Source organism: Pseudarthrobacter quantipunctorum, from assembly GCF_045291495.1.
Lineage (GTDB): Bacteria > Actinomycetota > Actinomycetes > Actinomycetales > Micrococcaceae > Arthrobacter > Arthrobacter quantipunctorum.
Genome location: NZ_CP148033.1, coordinates 1674798 through 1695958, shown reverse-complemented (window position 1 = coordinate 1695958; position 21161 = coordinate 1674798). Strand labels below are relative to the sequence as shown.

Annotated in this window: 14 protein-coding genes and 1 riboswitch; of the genes, 3 read left to right on the top strand and 11 right to left on the bottom strand. The window is 66.1% G+C overall.

Features of this window, described 5'->3' with window-relative positions; translation table 11 throughout:
• Positions 1 to 52 precede the first annotated feature (52 nt).
• Both thiD and WHH00_RS07780 read right to left on the bottom strand, forming a co-directional pair.
• A complete protein-coding gene (thiD, locus tag WHH00_RS07785) occupies positions 53 to 1612 on the bottom strand; it encodes a bifunctional hydroxymethylpyrimidine kinase/phosphomethylpyrimidine kinase (RefSeq protein ID WP_406638530.1) in 1560 nt (519 codons plus the stop codon).
• Between the two features lie 7 nt (positions 1613 to 1619).
• Positions 1620 to 1717, bottom strand: a riboswitch (TPP riboswitch).
• A 199-nt stretch (positions 1718 to 1916) separates the two neighbouring features.
• On the bottom strand, positions 1917 to 5414 hold the full coding sequence (locus WHH00_RS07780) for an Rne/Rng family ribonuclease (protein WP_406637843.1): 3498 nt from the start codon (positions 5412 to 5414) through the stop codon (positions 1917 to 1919).
• 440 nt (positions 5415 to 5854) lie between these two features.
• On the opposite strand from WHH00_RS07780, the gene WHH00_RS07775 reads away from it, so the two are divergent.
• On the top strand, positions 5855 to 6526 hold the full coding sequence (locus tag WHH00_RS07775; protein WP_406637841.1) for a vitamin K epoxide reductase family protein: 672 nt from the start codon (positions 5855 to 5857) through the stop codon (positions 6524 to 6526).
• Between the two features lie 64 nt (positions 6527 to 6590).
• Here the strand turns inward: WHH00_RS07775 and ndk are convergent, their stop codons facing one another.
• Genes ndk through ileS form a run of 4 tightly spaced genes read right to left on the bottom strand, consistent with a single transcriptional unit; the run spans position 6591 to position 12210 of the window.
• A complete protein-coding gene (gene ndk / locus WHH00_RS07770) occupies positions 6591 to 7010 on the bottom strand; it encodes a nucleoside-diphosphate kinase (protein ID WP_350002499.1) in 420 nt (139 codons plus the stop codon).
• A gap of 39 nt (positions 7011 to 7049) precedes the next feature.
• Positions 7050 to 7514 (bottom strand): DUF4233 domain-containing protein, encoded by a 465-nt coding sequence (locus WHH00_RS07765; RefSeq protein WP_406637839.1) that lies wholly within the window; start codon positions 7512 to 7514, stop codon positions 7050 to 7052.
• A gap of 4 nt (positions 7515 to 7518) precedes the next feature.
• Entirely contained in the window at positions 7519 to 8877 is a 1359-nt protein-coding gene (locus WHH00_RS07760) for a bifunctional folylpolyglutamate synthase/dihydrofolate synthase (protein ID WP_406637837.1), read from the bottom strand.
• Positions 8878 to 8880: 3 nt separating this feature from the next.
• The gene (gene ileS, locus WHH00_RS07755; protein WP_406637835.1) at positions 8881 to 12210 is read right to left on the bottom strand and encodes an isoleucine--tRNA ligase; all 3330 of its coding nucleotides are present in this window, start codon (positions 12208 to 12210) and stop codon (positions 8881 to 8883) included.
• 350 nt (positions 12211 to 12560) lie between these two features.
• Between ileS and WHH00_RS07750 the strand changes: the two genes are divergently transcribed.
• On the top strand, positions 12561 to 13640 hold the full coding sequence (locus WHH00_RS07750; protein WP_406637833.1) for an endonuclease/exonuclease/phosphatase family protein: 1080 nt from the start codon (positions 12561 to 12563) through the stop codon (positions 13638 to 13640).
• Positions 13641 to 13643: 3 nt separating this feature from the next.
• On the opposite strand, the gene WHH00_RS07745 is transcribed toward WHH00_RS07750, so the two are convergent.
• The gene (locus WHH00_RS07745; RefSeq protein WP_406637831.1) at positions 13644 to 14402 is read right to left on the bottom strand and encodes an SDR family oxidoreductase; all 759 of its coding nucleotides are present in this window, start codon (positions 14400 to 14402) and stop codon (positions 13644 to 13646) included.
• A 117-nt stretch (positions 14403 to 14519) separates the two neighbouring features.
• Between WHH00_RS07745 and valS the strand changes: the two genes are divergently transcribed.
• Positions 14520 to 17141, top strand: coding sequence for a valine--tRNA ligase (valS, locus tag WHH00_RS07740; protein WP_406637829.1), 2622 nt, complete (start codon positions 14520 to 14522; stop codon positions 17139 to 17141).
• Positions 17142 to 17516: 375 nt separating this feature from the next.
• Here the strand turns inward: valS and WHH00_RS07735 are convergent, their stop codons facing one another.
• From WHH00_RS07735 to WHH00_RS07720, 4 genes are all read right to left on the bottom strand, one after another.
• A complete protein-coding gene (locus WHH00_RS07735; protein WP_406637827.1) occupies positions 17517 to 18131 on the bottom strand; it encodes a DsbA family protein in 615 nt (204 codons plus the stop codon).
• Between the two features lie 113 nt (positions 18132 to 18244).
• Positions 18245 to 19525 (bottom strand): ATP-dependent Clp protease ATP-binding subunit ClpX, encoded by a 1281-nt coding sequence (gene clpX / locus WHH00_RS07730; RefSeq protein ID WP_188729320.1) that lies wholly within the window; start codon positions 19523 to 19525, stop codon positions 18245 to 18247.
• 169 nt (positions 19526 to 19694) lie between these two features.
• The gene (locus tag WHH00_RS07725; RefSeq protein ID WP_231455973.1) at positions 19695 to 20354 is read right to left on the bottom strand and encodes an ATP-dependent Clp protease proteolytic subunit; all 660 of its coding nucleotides are present in this window, start codon (positions 20352 to 20354) and stop codon (positions 19695 to 19697) included.
• Positions 20355 to 20391: 37 nt separating this feature from the next.
• Positions 20392 to 21015 (bottom strand): ATP-dependent Clp protease proteolytic subunit, encoded by a 624-nt coding sequence (locus tag WHH00_RS07720; protein ID WP_406638528.1) that lies wholly within the window; start codon positions 21013 to 21015, stop codon positions 20392 to 20394.
• Between the last annotated feature and the right edge of the window lie 146 nt (positions 21016 to 21161).

Here is a 21161-nt window from a genome sequence, read left to right as displayed (position 1 = left end):
CGCACCCTTACCCGTGCCCCACCATAGTACCGGCGGGACGCCCCGTCCTGCGTCAGGAATGGAGGCGCGGCGCGTCGAAAAAGTCCACTTCGAGGCGGCAGGACTGCCTGAACGCCGTCACCATGGCGTCCCGGTCCGCCGCCGAAGCGCTGCGGCCGGCTCCGTCCACAATGGCGACCGCCCTGCGGGTGGCCGCCGCGAAGTCCTCGTCAGCGTACGTGCGCAGCCACTCGGCGTAGGGGTGGCCTGCGGGTTCCCCGGCGGCCAAGAATTCGGCGTGCAGCGTTGCGCCCACCTCGGCGTACAGCCAGAAGCAGGGCAGGACGGCTGCGGCCAGGACGGCGTAACTGCCGGAGGCCGACGCAGCGGCCAGATGGTCCACGTAGGACTTGGTGACAGGTCCCAGCTGCGGCTCAACGGTCCGCGTACTGAGCCATGACCGGTGCAGCTCAGACTCGACCTCCAGGCATTGCGCCGCGGAACGTGCCCAGAAGAGCTGCTCTGCCTCGGTGGGTGCCAGGGCACTGGTCCGCGCGAGCACCCGCGAGTAGCCGTTGAGGTAGATGGCATCCTGGGCGAGGTAGTAGGCAAAATCCTTCTCCGGCAGGCTGCCCGAAACCAGTCCGCGGATGAAGTCCAGCGCGTAGATGTCCGCCAGGTCCTTCCTGGCGTCCGCCCACAGCTGTGCAGCGAAGCTGCCCTCCCCGCGCACCGCCGGCACGTGGTGGAAGTGGTGCACAGGTCCGTTGCCCGTCCCCACCTCCAGGGTTTCCGAGGCCTCCAGCGCCCCGGCCAGCCAGGGCTTGACCTCGCGGAGGGTGGCCTCCCAGTCGCCCAGCCGTGCCTGGACTGTGGCCATCGCTGCCGAGAGTGAACAGCCGGTGCCGTGGCTGTTGCGCGTTGCCACGCGCTGTCCCGGAACCACCACCACGTCCTGGTTCAGCCTGCCGCCGGCATCGACCAGCGCATCGGGGCACTGATCCCCCGCCAGGTGCCCTCCCTTAACGAGCACCGTTGCCCCGGTGGCTGCCGAGAGCCGGTGTCCCTGCTCCAGGGCACCTTCCCAGGTCTCCTGCACCTCGCCGCCTACCAGCATGGCGAGTTCAGCCAGGTTGGGCGTGATGAGGTCCGCCAGCGGCAGCAGGCCGCGAAGCGCGGCCTCGGCGGATTCCTGGAGCAGCCGGTCACCGCTGGTGGCCACCATGACCGGGTCCAGCACCACGACGCCGGGACGCACCTTTTCGAGCCAGGCCCGGACAGCTTCGATCACCGCGGCGTCGCCCAGCATCCCGATTTTTACGGCGTCGATGCTGATGTCGTCACTGACGGCATCGAGCTGCTGGGTGAGGAAGGCTGCGGGGGGAACATGGACGCCGCGCACGCCGCGGGTGTTCTGCGCTGTGAGTGCGGTGATGGCGGCCATTCCGTAGCCGCCGTGGGCTGCGATGCTTTTCAGGTCCGCCTGGATGCCGGCCCCGCCGGAGGGGTCGGAACCGGCGATGGCCAGGACCCGGGGCACGTCGCGGTACTGGCCGGCCTGCGCTCCAGGGGCAGAAGCAGCAGCAAATGGAGAAGAAAGCGCAGGTGTGCCCTGGAAGAAGGCAGTGGGCATTGCGAGAGTGGAAGACAAGAGACATCCCTTCGCCGGTGCTAGCCGGACAGGTTCAACGGGTCTGGATCTCAGCCGGCTCTCTGCGCGGCACCCCGTGTCGGTTCCCTAGCGTAGCTTTTTTGCGGTCCGCGGGCTGAAGGTGACACAGTGCGACCGGCGCTGGGTGGAACGCGCAGTTTGAACGGCGGATTGAACGCGCGCCCTTAAGCAACGGATGCCCGGCCGGCCACTTCCTGTGGCTGGCCGGGCATCCGGTCAATGACTACTCCCGCTGCTGGAGATCCGGTTGCTGGATCTCCAGTTGCTACAGCTCTGAGGCAGGAACCCCGACACCGAGGATAATCGGTGCATCCGACGGCTTGCTGCTGGCCGGCTTGGAAGCACCCGCCTGGCCTGTTGCCGGTGCCTTGGCTGCATGGGAATGCCCGGCCGCGGCGGCAGGAACATTGTCATGCTGCTGGACCGAGGTCTCGTTGGCGGCTCCCTGCGCGCGGCTGGCACTGCGGTTGCGGCGTGCCCTGCGCGGGCGCGACTGCTCCAGCGTGTGGTCCGAGTAGTCCTTCTCCGCTGCAGCAGGCGCCGGCCGCTGCTGCCGGCCAGTTTCAGCTTCCCGCGGCTCCCTGTCCCGTTCGGGCTGGAGGGCCTGGCGCGCAGCCTCTTCGGCCTCGCGCCGGGCCGGCTGCCCTGCCGGCATTTCAGCCGGCGTTTCCACTGCCGTTTCGGCCGGCGTTTCCGCCGCTGGAGCGGCCTCGCCCAGGTGGGCGAAGGCCGCGGCAAGGCGGTCCAGGGTAAGGGCAGGCTTCGCCTGCTGCTCCTCTGCGTGCTCCACGAAGGGCAGGACTACCTTCTCCCCGCCAAAGGTCAGGACGGCAGCGGGCCTGGACGCATCGCCGTCGTGCTTCTCCGTTTCTGCAGGCGCTGGAGGCTGGGCCTGCGTTGCCTGCCTGGCGGCAGCCAACTCATCGTCATGCAGGTGGGCAGCGTGCGCAGCCGCGGCGATGTTGGCAAGGGCCAGCCTGGTGGCCTCCGCTTTCGCGTGCCGCTCGGCGTCCGTCGGATCGGGGTGGACCGTGTGGACGTGGACGGCGGCTGCCGGAGCGGCCTCCGGCTGCTGGCCGCCACGGCCGCGGCGGCGCTTCCGGTCAGGGCGGACACCGGGCTGGCTGCTGTCCGTGCGCTGGACCTCGGGGCGGTTGCCCTCGGCGCGCGCCTCCGGCCGGTGCTCGGAACGCTGCACGTGATGCTCAGCGGCCACAATGTTGGCGCGGCGGTGCTCCACGGGGTCGTCATGGGTGACCACGCCACGGCCGGCGCAGGCCTCGCACTGCTCGCCAAAGACCTCCAGGAGCCCCGTGCCCATGCGCTTGCGGGTCATCTGCACCAGGCCCAGTGAAGTGACCTCGGCAACCTGGTGCTTGGTCCGGTCACGGCCCAAGCACTCCACCATCCGCCGCAGGACAAGATCGCGGTTGGACTCGAGGACCATGTCGATGAAGTCGATGACGATGATGCCGCCGATGTCGCGGAGGCGGAGCTGGCGTACAACTTCCTCTGCGGCTTCCAGGTTGTTCTTGGTGACTGTCTCTTCCAGGTTGCCGCCGCTGCCGGTGAACTTGCCGGTGTTGACGTCCACCACGGTCATGGCTTCGGTCCGGTCAATCACCAGTGAGCCGCCTGAGGGCAGGAAGACCTTCCGCTCCAGGGCCTTGTGGATCTGCTCATCGATCCGCCAGGCACTGAAGATGTCCTGGTCCTTGGTCCACTTCTCGAGCCGGCCCACCAAGTCCGGGGCGACATAGGTGACGTACGCCTCGATGGTGTCCCAGGCTTCCTCGCCGGAGACGATCAGCTTGGAGAAGTCCTCGTTGAAGACGTCGCGGACCACCTTGATGGTGAGGTCCGGTTCGCCGTAGAGCAGCTCCGGGGCGAGGATCTTGGTGGACTTCGACTGGCTTTCGATGCCCTCCCACTGGGCACGGAGCCGGTTGATGTCGTGCGTCAGCTCTTCCTCGGACGCACCCTCCGCGGCTGTCCGCACAATCACGCCGGCGTGCTCCGGGAGGCGGTCCTTGAGGATCCGCTTCAGGCGGTTGCGTTCGACGTCGGGCAGCTTCCGCGAGATGCCGGTCATGGAGCCGCCGGGCACGTAGACGAGGTAGCGGCCGGGCAGGGAGATCTGGCTGGTCAGGCGTGCGCCCTTGTGGCCCACCGGGTCCTTGGTCACCTGGACCAGGACGGTGTCGCCGGACTTCAGTGCGTTCTCGATGCGGCGTTGCTTGCCCTCAAGGTTAACGGCTTCCCAGTTCACCTCGCCGGCGTACAGGACGGCGTTGCGGCCGCGGCCGATGTCCACGAACGCAGCTTCCATGGACGGCAGGACGTTCTGGACCTTGCCCAGGTACACGTTGCCGATCAGGGAGTCCTGCTGGGTCTTGGACACGAAGTGCTCGGCCAGGACGCCGTCTTCGAGGACGGCGATCTGGATTCTGTCGTCGCGCTGGCGGACGATCATCTGCCGGTCCACCGATTCCCGGCGCGCCAGGAACTCGGCTTCGGTGATGACGGTACGGCGGCGGCCGGTATCGCGTGATTCGCGGCGGCGCTGCTTCTTGGCTTCCAGGCGGGTGGAACCCTTGACGGACGTGACGCGGTTGTTCACTGCGGGTTCGCTCACGGCCCGCGGGGCGCGGACCCGGGTGACCGTGTTGGGCGGGTCGTCGTCTCCCCCGCCCGTCAGTTCAAGGTCCTGGTCGCCACGGCGGCGGCGGCGACGACGGCGGGACGTCACGCCTTCATCGGCCGGGCCGGCGGACTCCTCATCAGCGTCGTCGGCCTCGTCGCCGTCTGCGGCGGCGTCGGCATCTTCACCGTCACGCTCGCCCGTCCTGCTGCGGCCGCGGCGGCCGCGCCCGCGGCGCCTCCGGCGGCTGCCGGCGTCGTCTGAATCATCCTCGGCGTCGTCAGCTTCAGCTTCTTCGGCTGCTGCCGGTGCGGGCCGGACTACGGTACTCAGGTCCGGAGCCTGGAAGAGTACCGACGTGGCGGACCCTGGTTCCATGAACAGCGACCCAAACGGGCTGTTCGTGGCGGAAGCTGCGGTGGGCTCAGCCCCGGCTTCGGTGGAAGCATTGGCCGCGGCTTCGCTGGACGGCTCCACGGCGGAGGGGGCCTGCGCGGAATCGTCGGCGGCTGTACCGGCTGAGGGCGCCTGGGCGGCTGCCTCAACTGCAGGTTCAGTGCCGGTGGGCGCACCGGCGGGGGCCGTACTGCTCCCTGCATCGGGTGCAGTCACTGCGGATGCAGGTTCGGCGGATGCCGTCCCGGCTGAAACGGACTCACCCTGCGCAGCCGTCCCTGCCTGCGGTTCCCCTGCCTCGACGACGGCGGGGGCGGAGGTCTTGCGCGTGGCCACCCGGCGGCGCCGGACAGGCTTCGATTCCTCCGCGGCGGCCTCGGCAGGCGCAGCGGCAGGCGCCTGCAGCACGCCGTCGTCGTCGGTGGCGTTGGTGGTTGCCGCGGTTGCGCCGGCCTCCGCGGCAAAGACAGGAAGCGGTTCGGGGGTCTCCACCTTCTTCCGCGAACGGCTCCGCCGGGCGGGCGCCTTTGCCTCGGCCGCTTCAGCCTCTGCGCTTGGTGCCTCGGCGGCTTCTGCAGTTACGGCACCAGGGGCGGCTTCGGCGGCCACAGCCTCGCCGGCTTTTGGAGCGGCCTTCCGCCGCGTCCTCGTGGCCTTCTTCGGCACGGAGTCGGCCTCCGCGGCCGCTGCTTCATCGTTAACGGCTAAAACTTGTTCATTATCCATATGTGGCAACACTCCTGCCCCTGACGTACCGCCACATCCGGCACCCATTGGGGCACATATTGTCAAAACCCGCGGGCGTTGACAGAAGTCAAGTGGATACCCCCAGGTTCGCACCGGCAGGGGGGTGCGGCAGCCCGTGGGGGCCGGCAGGATGTTCAAGAACCCGTTGTTCCACATGCCACAACCAGGTGCCGCCCAATGGAGTTGCGGGAGTCCGGATCGAAGAATCCAAAGCCTGCGCTGCTCATCATTGGCGGTCTTGCGAACAAGCTGCCGGACCGGAGTCCGAATGTGGATCGGGTTCCAGCCACGTTCATTCTCTCATACCCCGGCTATTCCACGGCGGAAGCCGCAGCACTTGTTCCCGTCCCTGGAACCTCTTCCCAGCGTCCGGCGTTACAATCGGGCAAGGACCACCCGACGAAAAGGACGCCTTGCCAATGCCCAGCATCTCCCCCTTGAGCGGCACCCACGCGCCCGAACGGACCGAGGATCCGGACAGCAGTGCAGCCGGAGCCCGTCCGCCGATGACCCGCAACCGGCCGCTCGGCTGGCTGATGGTCATTACCGGGATCATCGGCTGGCTCGCCTCCGGAACGCTGGTCCTGGAGAAACTGGAGGTCCTCAAGGACCCCAACCACACCACCGTGTGTGACGTGAACCCGTGGATCTCCTGCGGCCAGGTAATGCAGACCTGGCAAAGCTCCCTGTTTGGCTTCCCGAATATGTTCATCGGAATCGTGGCATTCGCCATCACCATCACCGTGGGCATGTCACTGCTGGCCGGCGCCAATTTTGCCCGGTGGTACTGGCTGGGCCTGCAGGCCGGCGTTACGCTCGGCTTTGCGTTCGTGGTGTGGCTGTGGTCCCAGGCCCTCTACGTCATCCACATCCTGTGCCCGTTCTGCATGGTTGTCTGGGCGGCCATGATCCCGCTGTTTGTCTGGGTGACCATCCGGAACATCAGTGCCGGGGTCATCCCCGTTCCCGCACATGCCGCCCGCATCCTGGGTGACTCGGGCTGGATCATCACCGCCCTGCTGTATGTGGCGGTCATCGCCACCATCTTCTTCGCCTTTATCCAGGTGTTCGCCGGAACCTCGGGCTTTTAGGCCGGCTGGCAGCAAAAAGCCCCTGGCTCCTAAGAACCAGGGGCTTTCTGCTGTCCTGGGGCTGTTAGCCCTGGAACCAGATCTTGATCTCGCGCTCGGCGGATTCGGTGGAATCGGAGCCGTGGACCAGGTTCTGCTGGACCTTCAGGCCCCAGTCGCGGCCAAAGTCGCCGCGGATGGTGCCGGGGGCTGCCGTGGTGGGGTCGGTGGTTCCGGCCAGCGAACGGAAGCCCTCGATGACGCGGTGGCCCTCGAAGATGGCCGCCACCACGGGTCCGGAAAGCATGAACTCGACCAGGGGCTCGTAGAAGGGCTTGCCTGCGTGCTCCTCGTAGTGCTGCTCCAGGAGCTCGCGGGAGGCGTCAACCTTCTTCAGCTCGGCCAGGGTGTAGCCCTTGGCTTCGATCCGGGCCAGGATGGCGCCCGTAAGGTTGCGGGCGACGCCGTCGGGCTTGATCAGGACGAGGGTGCGCTCAGTGGTCACAACTGCTCCAATGCGTTGGTAAGGGGTTTCGGGTCAAGTCTACGGGGACTGCGGCTGCTGGCCTGGCCCGGACCCATCCGGGTGGGCCGCTTCCCAGGCGGCCTGTTCGCGGGCCCGTTCCCCTGCTTCCCGGTCCAGCCGGATCCCCGTGCGGATCCCGTACCACCACGCCGCTGCAAACAGGGCGCCCACCAGGAACATGGCCGGCTCGAAAATGCCGGTGAGGATCAGGACAAGCTGCAGGATCCAGCCCAGCCCGATACCCCAGGGCCTGGTAAGGAAGGCGCACGCGACGATCATCACCACGCACAGCGCAATCCCCACCCCCAGGATGACCGCCGGCGGGAACTCCCCCCGCCGCAGGCCGAACACCGCCAGGGTGGCGAAGAACATCACGAAGGCTTCCAGCAGCAGGACCGTGGAAGCGAACATCACCTTGGTGGAACGGCGCTTTTTGGGCATGCCCGGCCGCCACTCGCGCTGCGCTTTGGTCAACTTGGCCATGGAATCAGGCCTCCGTCTTGCCGAGCAGGATCCGTGCCTCTGCCACCAGAGTGATGGAGCCTGTCACCAGGACCCCGCCGGACAGATCATCGTTGGCTTCGGCGCGTTCCACAGCCCATTCCAGGGCGTCGTCGAGCTTCTCGGCGATGTGCACGTTGTCCTCGCCAAAGCCAAGCTCAACCGCCAGTTCCGCCAGCTCAGCGGCCGGCACGGCCCGCGGGGAGTTCGACTGCGTGAAGCAGAACTCCTCCGCCATCCCGCCCAGGGACTCCTTGAGCTGGCGGAGGATCTCCTCGGCGTCCTTCTCCTTAAGCACGCCGACCACCGGGACCAGCCTGGTGAAGGTGAAGGCTTCCTGCAGGGCGGCGGCGGAGGCCCTGATGCCGTCCGGGTTGTGGGCAGCGTCCACCACGATGGTGGGAGCTGTCCGCACCACCTCAAGGCGGCCCGGTGAGGTGACATTCGAGAAGCCTTCCTGGAGCACCTCGAAGTCGAGTTCCTTTTCTCCCCCGAAGAAGGCTTCGAGGGCCGCCACTGCCACCGCAGCGTTCTGCGCCTGGTGGGCGCCGTGCAGCGGGACCAACAGTTCCGGGTAGCGGCCGGCGATGCCCTGGATGTTCACCACCTGCCCGCCCACGGCCACGGTGCGGGATTCGACGCCGAATTCCACGCCTTCGAAGCGGAACGGCACCCCCACGTCCTTGGCCTTGTCCAGCAGGACCTGGGCGGCGTCCAGCGGCTGGGCGGCACTGATGAGGTAGCCGCCGGGCTTGATGATGCCGGCTTTCTCGTAGGCGATGTCCTCCGTGGTGTCACCCAGCAGGTCCGTGTGGTCCAGCGAGATGGGGGTGATGACGGACACCTGCCCGTCCCCCACGTTGGTGGCGTCCGTGATGCCGCCGAGGCCAACCTCGATGACGGCCACATTGACCGGCTGGTCCGCGAAAATAGCGAAACCCAGGATGGTCAGGCATTCGAAGTAGGTGAGCCGGGGCTCGCCTGCAGCCTCCAGTTCGGAGTCGACAATCTGCAGGTAGGGGCGGATTTCGTCCCAGATGCGCACGAAGGTCTCATCGGGAACCGGGTGCCCGTCGATGCTGATCCGCTCCGTGACCCTGGACAGGTGCGGGCTGGTGTAGCGGCCGGTGCTCAGTCCATGCGCCCGCAGGACGGATTCGATCATGCGCGCTGTGGAGGTCTTGCCGTTGGTCCCGGTGACGTGGATGATCGGGAACGCCTTGTTGGGCTCGCCCAGCACGTCCATCGCCCGGAACAGCGGGGCCAGCCGCGGCTCCATCTTGTTTTCCGGCGCCCGGCCCAGCAGCTCGGCGTAGACGCTCTCTACGGAAAATTCGTCTGCCATGGCTCAGGCCCCTACTTTTTCGACGGCGACGGCCGGCTCTGCGGCGTCCCCGGGTTCTGCCGTGAGTTCCACGGACAGGGTCTCGCCCTTCACCAGGGCGGCATTGGCGAGCAGGGCGTCGACGACGTTCTGCTGCGCGGTGACGGTGGTCCGGATCCGGTCGCTGACATTGAGTCCGGCGTCCTTGCGCGCCTGCTGGATGGCGCGGACCATGTCGCGGGCCAGGCCTTCCGCCTCGAGCTCAGGAGTGACCTCGGTGTTGAGGACCACGAACCCGCCGCCGGGCAGTACTGCGACAGCTTTGGCGGACGCGGCACCGCCCTCGGACTCAGCCACCACGGTTTCCAGCGTGTACTCCTGCGGCTCCAGTTCCAGGCCGCCGGCGGTGACCACGCCTGCCTCGGAAACGGACCAGTCACCGGACTTGGAGCCCTTGATGGCCTGCTGGACGTTCTTGCCCAGGCGCGGGCCCGCAGCGCGGGCGTTGACTACCAGCTTCTGCTGGATCCCAAACTCTTCCGGCGAGGCCGTGGCAGCATCCAGCAGCCGGACGGAGCGGAGGTTCAGCTCATCTGCGACGACGGCGGCAAAGCCTTCCAGCGCATCGGCACCGGGTGCCACCACAGTGAGTTCCTGCAGCGGCAGGCGGACGCGGAGGTTTGCGGCCTTGCGGAGCGAGGAGCCCGTGGAGCAGATCTGCTGGACCTTGTCCATGGCCTGGACCAGGTCAGGGTTCGCGGGGAACAGTGCAGCGTCCGGCCAGTCTGCCAGGTGCACGGAGCGTCCGCCGGTCAGCCCGCGCCAGATTTCCTCGGACACCAGCGGCAGCAGGGACGCCGCCGCGCGGGAAACCGTCTCCAGCGCGGTGTACAGCGCATCGAAGGCGTCCTGGTCCTCGTCGAAGAAGCGCTGGCGGCTCCTGCGGACGTACCAGTTGGTGAGCATGTCCAGGTAGCTGCGCAAAGCATCGCAGGCACCCGAGATGTCGTACTCGTCCAGCCGTTCGGTCATGGTGCCCACCAGCTCGCCGGTGTTGGCCAGCAGGTACTGGTCCAGCGTGTCGGCGTAGCCGTCGTAGCGGAGCTTCGCGTCATACCCGTTGCCGCCATCAGCAGCGTTCGTGTAGAGCGTGAAGAAGCTGTACACATTCCACAGCGGCAGGATGACCTGCCGGACGCCGTCGCGGATTCCCTGCTCGGTGACCACCAGGTTGCCGCCGCGGAGGATGGGGCTGGACATCAGGAACCACCGCATGGCATCCGAGCCGTCGCGGTCCAGCACCTCGGAGACGTCCGGGTAGTTGCGCAGGCTCTTGGACATCTTCTGCCCGTCGGAACCCAGCACAATGCCGTGGCTGATGACGTTGCGGAAAGCCGGCCGGTCGAACAGTGCCGTGGAGAGGATGTGGAGCATGTAGAACCAGCCGCGGGTCTGGCCGATGTACTCCACGATGAAGTCTGCCGGATTGTGGGTGTCGAACCAGGCTTCGTTCTGGAACGGGTAGTGCACCTGGCCGTAGGGCATGGAGCCGGAATCGAACCAGACGTCCAGCACGTCCTCCACGCGCCGCATGACGGACTGGCCCTCTTCGGGCGTGCGGGGGTCGTCCGGGTTGGGCCGGGTCAGCTCGTCGATGAACGGCCGGTGCAGGTCAACCTGGCCGTCCTTGTTCAGCGGCAGGCGCCCGAAGTCCGCCTCGATCTCCGCGAGGGAGCCGTAGACGTCGGTGCGGGGGTATTCGGGGTCGCTGGACTGCCACACCGGGATGGGGCTGCCCCAGTACCTGTTGCGGCTGATGGACCAGTCGCGGGCGTTTTCAAGCCACTTGCCGAACTGGCCGTCCTTGACGTTGCCGGGGATCCAGTTGATCTCCTGGTTCAGCTCGGACATCCGGTCCTTGAACTTGGTGACCTCCACGTACCAGGAGGACACGGCGCGGTAGATCAGCGGGTTGCGGCAGCGCCAGCAGTGCGGGTAGCTGTGCTCGTAGCTGGCCTGCTTGACCAGCCGGCCCTGGGCGCGCAGCACCTGGGTGATGGGCTTGTTGGCCTCGAAGACCTGCAGGCCCACGATGTCGTGCAGGTCCCCGTGCTTGAAGAGCGGGAGGAATTTGGCGCCCTCGTCCACGGAGAGGACCACCGGGATGCCGGCTTCCTCGCAGACTTTCTGGTCGTCCTCACCGTAGGCCGGAGCCTGGTGCACGATGCCCGTGCCGTCGGTGGTGGTGACGTAATCGGCAACCAGGAAGCGCCAGGCGTTCTCCATGCCGTACTTTTCGTTGTCCGCGAAATCGCTCCACAGCGGCTGGTACGCCAGGCCTTCCAGCTCGGCGCCGGTGTGCGTGGAAACCACCGCGGCCTGGGCGGCCTCGAAATCGTCGTACCCCAGGTCCTTGGCGTAATTGCCCACCAGGTCCGCGGCCAGCAGGAAGCTGCCCGTGACGGGCGCATCCGCGGCGGCGGCCTTGATGCCGTTGGGGCCTGCCGGCAGCACGGCGTAGGTGATGGAAGGGCCGACGGCGAGCGCGGCGTTGGTGGGCAGCGTCCAGGGCGTCGTGGTCCAGGCGAGGGCCTGGACACCGGCGAGCTGCCGGGACAGGTCCGACTCCCCTGCCGTGATGGGGAAGGTCACCGTGACCGTCTGGTCCTGGCGGTTCTTGTACACGTCGTCGTCCATGCGCAGCTCATGGTTGGACAGCGGCGTCTCGTCCTTCCAGCAGTACGGCAGGACCCGGTAGCCGTTGTAGGTCAGCCCTTTCTCGTGCAGCTGCTTGAACGCCCAGAGGACGGACTCCATGTACTCCACGTTGAGGGTCTTGTAGTCGTTGTCGAAGTCCACCCACCGCGCCTGGCGGGTCACGTAGTTCCGCCACTCGTCGGCGTACTTCATCACCGAGGCACGGCAGGCGTCGTTGAACTTGTCGATGCCCATGGCTTCGATCTGGGTCTTGTCCGTCATCCCCAGCTGCTTCATGGCTTCGAGCTCGGCAGGCAGGCCATGGGTGTCCCACCCGAAACGGCGCTCCACGCGCTTCCCGCGCTGGGTCTGGTACCGGCCCACCAGGTCCTTGGCATAACCGGTCAGCAGGTGCCCGTAGTGGGGCAGCCCATTGGCGAAGGGCGGGCCGTCGTAGAACACGAACTCGTTGCTGCCGGGCTCACCGCCCGGCGCATCGGCGCTCCGCTGGTCGATACTGGCCTGGAACGTGCCGTCCTGGTCCCAGTACTTCAGGATGCGTTCTTCGATCTCCGGAAACTTCACGGAGGCGGAAACGGTGGCACCGCCGCTGGAGGAAGGGTCGGCGGAGGCTGAGGCCTTGGGGTAATACGACATGTCGACATCCTGGGTTGAGCTTGGCGAACTGCCGGCTTGCGCCTTCTGTTCCGTTCAGGATGCGAGGACGGCTGGTGTGGTGTCCGTCCGGACTCCACGCTCACCGCGGTACCACCTCACTTACCGGCGTTGCACGCGTCCCCGGGGGAACATGTGCCGCGACGGCCACTCATTACTGCTGTAACGGGCTTACCCGTCCGGTTCTACTTGCGCGTACCCACCTATTGGTTCGCCTCTACTGGCTCGACCAAGGCGGTTCGCGTGTTCTTCCGGAAGCTCGCCGGTGATTGCCGGGTCATAGCCTTTTTGAGTCTACTATTTCCGGGGCCGGGCCACCAATAATTGAACCTATGCAGGAGCACGGGGGCGGAGGGCGGGGCGGTGGGTCGCGCCGGCGTGTGTCCCGCTGGTCCGTAGCAGCCGCCGTCCTGGCCCTGCCGGGTGCTGCGCTGGTGTTCCTGCGCTTGGTTCCCTGGGATCTCGGCACCCCCTGGATCCAGCTTCTGGCCCTGTTTCCGGCAGTGCTGTCAACGACGACGGCGGCACTCGCGGCCGCCGTCGTCGCCCTTTGCCTCCGTACCGAACCCCGCAGGGCTGTGTCCGCCGCCCTCGTGGCCATGCTGCTCGTCATCCAACTTGCCTGGGTACTGGACCGCGTTCTGCCTCCCGGCACCCCGGGCCCGGTGGCGTCCGGAAACATACAGCCGGCAAACGTCCAGTCCCCTGCCCCGTCCGCGGATCAGGCCCGGGGGCCGGTGCTGACAGTGATGGCGCTGAACGTGGGGTACACCGGAGTGGACCCCGGGGCCCTGCTGGCGGAGATCAGGAGCCGCAACGTGGACGTTTTGGCCCTGCCGGAGCTTGCGCCCGCAGGCCTGAAGGCGCTCGATAGAGCGGCGCTGTCATCCCTGCTGCCGTTCCGGGCCACGGATGTGGGCTGGGACAAGATTGGAAGCGCCCTTTTCTCGCGGTTCCCCCTCCAGCAGGTGGATCGTGTGCCCGGTTCGGCGTTCCACCAGAGCCGCGCCGTGGCCAGCCTTCCCACCGCTGCCGGGCCCGTGCACCTGACCGCCGTCCACGTCGATTCCCCGCGCCGGGGCCACATAGCATCGTGGCGGGCCGAGCTGCGGCAGCTCGGCGAACTGTGGCAGGCGCTGCCGGACAGCCGGTATGCCATCCTGCTCGGCGATTTCAACGCGAGCGCGGACCACGATGAGTTTCGTGACCTCCTGGCAACGGGGCTTTCCGATGCCGCGGAGGTGACCGGGAAGGGCCTGGCCCCCACCTGGCCGGTGAATTCCCCGGCACCGGCCTTCGTGGCCATCGACCATGTCCTGGTAAGCCCGGGGATTGCGGTGCTGGACTTTGATGTGGTGACGCTCCCGGGAACGGACCATGCCGCGGTGGCGGCGCGCCTGGTGCTGCCGTAGGTGCTAGCCCTTGCGGATGAGCTTGTAGTTTGAGGCCTGCGCCACCGGCCGGATGACGATCTGGTCCAGGTTTACGTGGTGCGGAGCGGTGACGGCGTAGCGGACAACATCAGCCACGTCACCGGCCGTCAGCGGCTTCTCTACCCCCTGGTAGACCTTGTCCGCTGCCTGCCGGTCACCGAGCCGGTTCAGGGCGAACTCCTCGGTCTGGACCAGCCCGGGCGCCACCTCGATCACGCGGACGTTGTGCTCGGCTTCCTCCAGCCGCAGTGCCTCCGTCAGGGCCCGCTGGGCGAACTTTGCCGCGTTGTAGCCGCCACCGCCCTCGTACGCGGCCAGCCCCGCGGTGGAGGTCAGGTTCAGGACCGTCCCCTCGCCGTTGGCCCGCAGCATCGGCAGGAACGCCTTGATGAGTTTCATGGTGCCCAGCACGTTCACCCGGTACATCCATTCCCAGTCCCCGGTGCTGGCAGAGCTGATGGCGTCCGCGCCCCTGGCGCCGCCGGCGATGTTGACCAGCGTGTCTATTCCCCCCGCACCGGTCACCTGCGAGACCAGCCGGGACACGTCGTCGTCCTCGGAAATGTCGGCGGGGAGCGCGACGGCGCCGGTTTCCTTTTCCAGTTCGGCCAGGCGGTCCGCGCGGCGCGCCACGGCGAACACCTTCCAGCCTTCCGCCGTAAGGGCGCGGACTGTGGCCTCACCGATCCCGCTGCTCGCGCCGGTCACCAAAGCTGCCTTTTTCTGCGAAACATCAGTCATGGCACCACCCTAGCCGGGTGGCCGCCTTGGTGCCGTTGCCCGGCCCGCCCGCACGATCGGTGCGGCAGGGGCCACCTGCGGGCAGGCGGACATGCCCGGACATGAAACAATTGGCAAATGGCTGAAGACACTCAGGGTACAGACACGCCCACCACCGCCCCTATCAACGTTCCGGACAAGCCGGCCCTCGAAGGCCTCGAAGCTGCCCTCACGCAGCGGTGGCTGGCGGAGGGGACCTACAAGTTCGACCGCGAGACCACCCGGGACCGGGTCTACTCCATCGACACTCCCCCTCCCACCGCGTCCGGATCACTCCACGTGGGGCACATGTTCTCCTACACGCAGACCGACGTGCTGGCACGCTACCAGCGGATGACCGGCAAGAACGTCTTTTATCCCATGGGCTGGGACGACAACGGCCTGCCCACCGAACGGCGGGTGCAGAACTTCTATGGCGTCCGCTGCGACCCCTCCATCCCGTACAACCCCGACTACCAGCCGCCGGCGCAGCCCGCGAAGAACCAGCGGGACTTCGACGTCGTCTCCCGCCGGAACTTCATCGAGCTGTGCGAAGAGCTCGCGGTAGAGGACGAGAAGGTCTTCGAAAACCTTTTCCAGACGCTTGGCCTGTCGGTGGACTGGGAACTCACCTACCGCACCATCGATGACAACTCGCGGGCGGTCTCGCAGCGCGCCTTCCTGGCCAACCTGTCCGCAGGCGACGCGTACATGGCAGAGGCGCCCACGCTCTGGGACGTCACGTTCCGGACCGCCGTGGCTCAGGCGGAACTCGAGGACCGCGAGATGCCCGGCGCCTACTACCGCTACCCGTTCTTCACCGAGGACGGGGAGAAGATCTACATCGAGACCACCCGCCCGGAACTGCTGGCGGCCTGCGCCGCCCTGGTGGCGAATCCCGACGACGAACGCTACCAGCCGCTGTTCGGCAAGAAGGTCACGTCCCCCCTGTTCGGCGTGGAGGTGGAAGTCAAGGCGCATCCTCTCGCCAAGGCGGACAAGGGTTCCGGCATCGCCATGGTGTGCACGTTCGGTGACCTGACCGACGTCACCTGGTGGCGCGAACTGCAGCTGCCCACCCGGGCCATCGTGGGCCGCGACGGACGCATTGTCAGCGAGGCTCCCGAATGGATCACCACCGACATCGGCCGCGAAGCCTTCGCCGCGATTGCGGGCAAGACCGTCTTCAGCGCCAAGGAAGAGGTGGTGAAGCTCCTCACCGCCGCGGAACTGCTCGACGGCGAGCCCAAGAAGATCATGCACCCCGTGAACTTCTACGAAAAGGGTGACAAGCCCCTTGAAGTAGTCACCTCCCGCCAGTGGTACATCGGCAACGGCGGCCGGGACGAGGACCGCCGCGAACGCCTGATCGCACGCGGGCATGAGATCGACTTCCACCCGGCCTTCATGCGCTCACGGTACGAGAACTGGATTGCCGGCCTGAACGGCGACTGGCTGGTGTCCCGCCAGCGCTTCTTCGGCGTGCCCATCCCGGTCTGGTACCCGCTGGATGCCGACGGCAACCCGGACTACGACTCCCCCATTGTCCCGTCCGACGCGCAGCTGCCCGTGGACCCGGCCGCCGACGCCGCTCCCGGCTTCGACGAATCCCAGCGCGACGTTCCCGGAGGCTTCACGGGCGACGCCGACATCCTGGACACGTGGGCAACGTCCTCCCTGACGCCCAAGATCGTGGGCGGCTGGAAGCGCGACGAGGACCTCTTTGCCAAGGTGTTCCCCTTTGATGTCCGGCCCCAGGGGCACGACATCATCCGGACCTGGCTCTTCTCCTCCGTGGTGCGCGCGGACGCCCTGGAGAACAGCGCACCGTGGAAGCACGCGGCCATCTCCGGCTGGATCCTGGACCCCGACCGCAAGAAGATGTCAAAGTCCAAGGGCAACGTGGTGGTACCCACCGACGTCCTGGAGGAGTACGGCTCCGATGCTGTGCGCTACTGGGCAGCTTCGGCAAAGCTCGGGGCCGATACGGCCTATGAGATTGCGCAGATGAAGATCGGCCGGCGCCTGGCCATCAAGCTCCTGAACGCGTCCAAGTTCGTCCTGAACCTGGGCGCCACGGAAGACTCCGTGCTGTCCACCGACCTTTCCGTCCTGACCAACCCGTTGGACCGGGCTGTCCTGGCGCAGCTTTCGGAGGTGGTGGCCCAGTCCACCAAGGCCTTCGAGAACTACGACTACGCCCGGGCGCTGCAGATCACGGAAAGCTTCTTCTGGCAGTTCACCGACGACTACGTGGAGCTGATCAAGGACCGGGCGTACGGTGCCGCCGGTGAGGCCGAACAGGCTTCCGTGCTGGCAGCCCTGGCCACCACCCTGGACACCCTGCTGCGGCTCTTTGCGCCCTTCCTGCCCTTCGCCACCGAAGAGGTGTGGAGCTGGTGGCGCAAGGGCTCCGTCCACCGCGCCCAGTGGCCCGCGCCGCTGGATGTCCCGGGCGGCGACACCTCCATGCTCGCAACGGTCGGGGTGGCCCTCAGCGGTGTCCGGAAAGCCAAGTCCGAAGCGAAGGTCAAGCAGCGCACCGAGGTTCTGACCGCGACCATCACGGCGCCGGAAGCCTTGACCGCGCAGCTGCAGGCCGGCCTGGCCGACCTGAAGGCAGCCTCCAACGCCCGCGAGATCATCCTTGTGGTCGGTGAGGGCGAGCTGAGCGTCAGCGACGTGGCACTTGCTGCGACGGAAGAGCCGGCGAAGGCGTAGCCACACTTCGGGCCTCGTTTCAGGCCGGCCCTGTTTCAGGGCAAAGGGGAAGCCCCATCAGCGTTTTGCCGTTGGTGGGGCTTCGACTTTTCGGCCATCCGGTGACGTCTTGATGGTCTGGCAGGATCCGCTGATCTTCAGGTCTTCCTACCACGTCACTGGTAGCTTGCATCTGACTTTGCCGATGGCTGCGTCGGATGACATATCACTGAATCTTTGGTTCCTGCGTCCCGCTTCTTTCGAAGTGGGTAAGAACCATTGTTGTCCTGCCTACCGGCAAGCGCAAGAGCCCCGGCAGAACTACAACAGGGTAGTTCTGCCGGGGCTCCTGAAGCCGATAGGGCCGGCCGGTATCACTGCCAGCTGAGTCCGGGCCTAGCTGAATTCGGGCCGCTCGGTCCGGCTGCGCTTGAGCTCGAAGAAGTGCGGGTATGCAGCAATCGCGGTGGTGGCGTCCCACAGCTTGCCGGCCTCCTCGCCCCGGGGAATCCGGGTGAGCACGGGACCAAAGAAAGCGGTGCCGTTGAAGGCCACCACGGGAGTCCCGACGTCCTGGCCCACCAGCGAGATACCCTCCTGGTGGCTTGCCCGGAGCTGGTCATCGAAGGCGTCCGTGGAGGCGGCCGCGGCAAGCGTGGCGGGAAGCCCGCAGTCCGCAAGCGCTTTGGTGATGACCAGGTCACGGTCCTGCTCGCCGGATTCGTGAATCAGGGAGCCCATGGCGTCGTAGAGCGCCTTGACTGCTGCATCACCATGCTGTTGCTGGGCTGCAATGATCACGCGGACCATCCCCCAGGCGTTGTCCATGGATTCGCGGTAGGCAGGTTCAAGGTCGCGCCCCTCGTTGAGGACGGCCAGGCTCATGACGTGCCAGACCGTTTCGATGTCGCGGACGCCTTCGACTTCGCCGATCCAGCGGGAGGTGATCCAGGCGAAGGGGCACAGCGGATCGAACCAAAAATCGGCTCTGTTCTTTACGGCTTCAGTCATGGGATATTCCTTCGCTGGTCTCCGTGGCGCAGCATAGCCACGGTGTGGTCAGGTCTATTGCGGGCGGGGCGGTGACAGGCCCATGAGCTGTGCCGGAGTCGCCCGGCGGGGAATCAGGCCGACTTACGGCGTTTGGTGACGTGCGGAACGATGGTTGGTTCTGCGCCCTTCAGGACGACGTCCTCCGTGATGACCACGCTGGCCACGTCCTCGCGGCTGGGGAGATCGAACATCACGGGCAGCAGTACTTCCTCCATGATCGCGCGCAGCCCGCGGGCGCCCGTTCCGCGCTCCAGTGCCTGCTCGGCGATGGCGTCAAGGGCGGTGTCGTCAAACACCAGTTCCACGCCGTCGATCTGGAACATCTTCTGGTACTGCTTCACCAGGGCGTTCTTGGGTGTGGAAAGGATCTGGATCAAAGCATCGCGGTCCAGGTTGGATACGGTGGTGATCACGGGCAGCCGCCCGATGAATTCGGGAATGAGGCCGAACTTCAGCAGGTCCTCCGGCATCACCTCTCCGTAGGAGTCCACCTTCTTGCTGGCCTCGTTGAGGGGCGCTCCGAAGCCGATGCCCTTCCGCCCGGACCGGGATCCGATGATTTCCTCGAGACCCGCGAAGGCGCCGGCCACGATGAACAGCACGTTGGTGGTGTCAATCTGGATGAATTCCTGGTGCGGGTGCTTCCTGCCGCCCTGGGGAGGAACGGAAGCAACGGTTCCCTCCAGGATCTTCAGCAGCGCCTGCTGGACGCCCTCGCCCGAGACGTCCCGGGTGATGGAGGGGTTTTCGCTCTTGCGTGAAATCTTGTCGATCTCATCGATGTAGATGATGCCCTGCTCGGCCTTTTTGACGTCGTAGTCAGCGGCCTGGATGAGCTTGAGGAGGATGTTCTCCACGTCCTCGCCCACGTAGCCGGCTTCGGTCAGTGCAGTGGCATCGGCAACGGCGAAGGGGACGTTCAGCCGGCGTGCCAGGGTCTGTGCCAGGTACGTCTTGCCACATCCTGTGGGCCCGATCAGGAGGATGTTCGACTTGGCGATTTCGACGTCGTCATGGTGCCCGCCGTCAGCGAGGCTTCCGGACTTGGGGGCATGGCCGGCCTGGATGCGCTTGTAGTGGTTGTAGACGGCGACGGCGAGCGAACGCTTCGCGGGTTCCTGCCCGATGACATATTCCTGCAGGAAATCGAAGATCTCGCGGGGCTTGGGGAGTTCGAAGCTCCCCAGATCGGCAACTTCCGCCAGTTCCTCTTCGATGATCTCGTTGCAAAGCTCAATGCATTCATCGCAGATGTAGACACCGGGCCCGGCAATGAGCTTGCGCACCTGCTTCTGGCTCTTTCCGCAGAAAGAGCACTTCAGCAGATCCGTGCTCTCGCCAATCCGAGCCATATGTGAACCCCTTAGTATCTTGCTGCCAGGCAGCCTTGCACCGTTGCTGGAATCTCCACCAGCCTGCATGAACCGGTTGTGACAACATCCACTCTAGGTCACATTCGCTTCCCAGGGTGGAAGGAAAAGGCCGGTGGGGCCAAATGATTGGCTCCACCGGCCCATTACTTTACCGTGTGATTGCTTGCGGTTTGATCTTGCGCGAGTCCAGGACCTGGTCGATCAGGCCGTAGGACTGGGCTTCCGCAGCCGTGAGGATCTTGTCGCGCTCGATGTCGTTGTTGACCTGCTCCGACGTCCGGCCCGAGTGGTGGGCAAGCGTGTCCTCCAGCCAGGAACGCATCCGCATGACCTCAGCGGCCTGGATTTCGAGGTCTGATGCCTGGCCGCCCTGGCCGCCGGACAGCGCCGGCTGGTGGATCAGGACGCGGGCGTTGGGCAGGGCAAGGCGCTTGCCGGGAGTACCGGCCGCCAGCAGGACCGCCGCGGCGCTTGCGGCCTGGCCAAGGCAGACCGTCTGGATCTCCGGGCGGATGTACTGCATGGTGTCGTAGATGGCCGTCATGGCGGTGAAGGAACCGCCCGGGGAGTTGATGTAAAGGGTGATATCCCGGTCCGGATCCGTGGACTCAAGGACCAGAAGCTGGGCCATGACGTCATCGGCGGACGCGTCATCCACCTGGACACCGAGGAAGATGATGCGGTCCTCGAAGAGCTTGGTGTAGGGGTCCTGGCGCTTGAAGCCGTATGGCGTGCGCTCTTCGAACTGGGGCAGGACGTAGCGGCTGGTCGGAAGGTTACCGGCAGTCGATCCGAAGTTGTAGTTCATTTTTGGTGCTCCTGATCTAAGTGTTCTAAATGCCGGGTTACTTCTCGGATGACGACTCGCCGGAGGAGGCATTCGCGGTTCCGCCGCCACCGGACACCGAACCGGCGTGGGCGGCGATCTTGTCGAAGAAGCCGTACTCGAGCGCTTCGGTCGCCGTGAACCACTTGTCACGGTCGTTGTCCTTGAGGATGGTTTCTACGGTCTGCCCGGTCTGCTCTGCGGTCAGCTCGGCCATGACCTTCTTCATGTGCAGGATGAGTTCCGCCTGGATCTTGATGTCCGAGGCGGTGCCGCCGATGCCGCCCGAGGGCTGGTGCATCAGGACGCGGGCGTTCGGGGTGGCGTAGCGCTTGCCCTTGGTGCCGGACGAGAGCAGGAACTGCCCCATGGATGCGGCCAGGCCGGTAGCAACCGTCACGACGTCGTTCGGGATGAACTGCATGGTGTCGTAGATGGCCATGCCGGCTGTCACGGAGCCGCCCGGGGAGTTGATGTAAAGGTAGATGTCCTTGTCCGGGTTCTCAGCGGACAGGAGCAGCAGCTGCGAGCAGATGGCATTGGCGTTGTCGTCACGCACCTCTGAGCCGAGCCAGATGATCCGCTCCTTGAGGAGCCGGTTGTAGATGTAGTTGTCCTGGGCTGCAGGATCGACAGTCGCCATCCGGGGGGACTCTGGGTGCTGTGACATGTGTACTAACCTCTCGCTGGTGACGGTGACATCACTGAAAATCACTACTTGGACACTAACCGGTTTCACCGGCGTTTTGTTCGCACACCCGCGGCTGTTCGCTGACGGCGCACGATCGG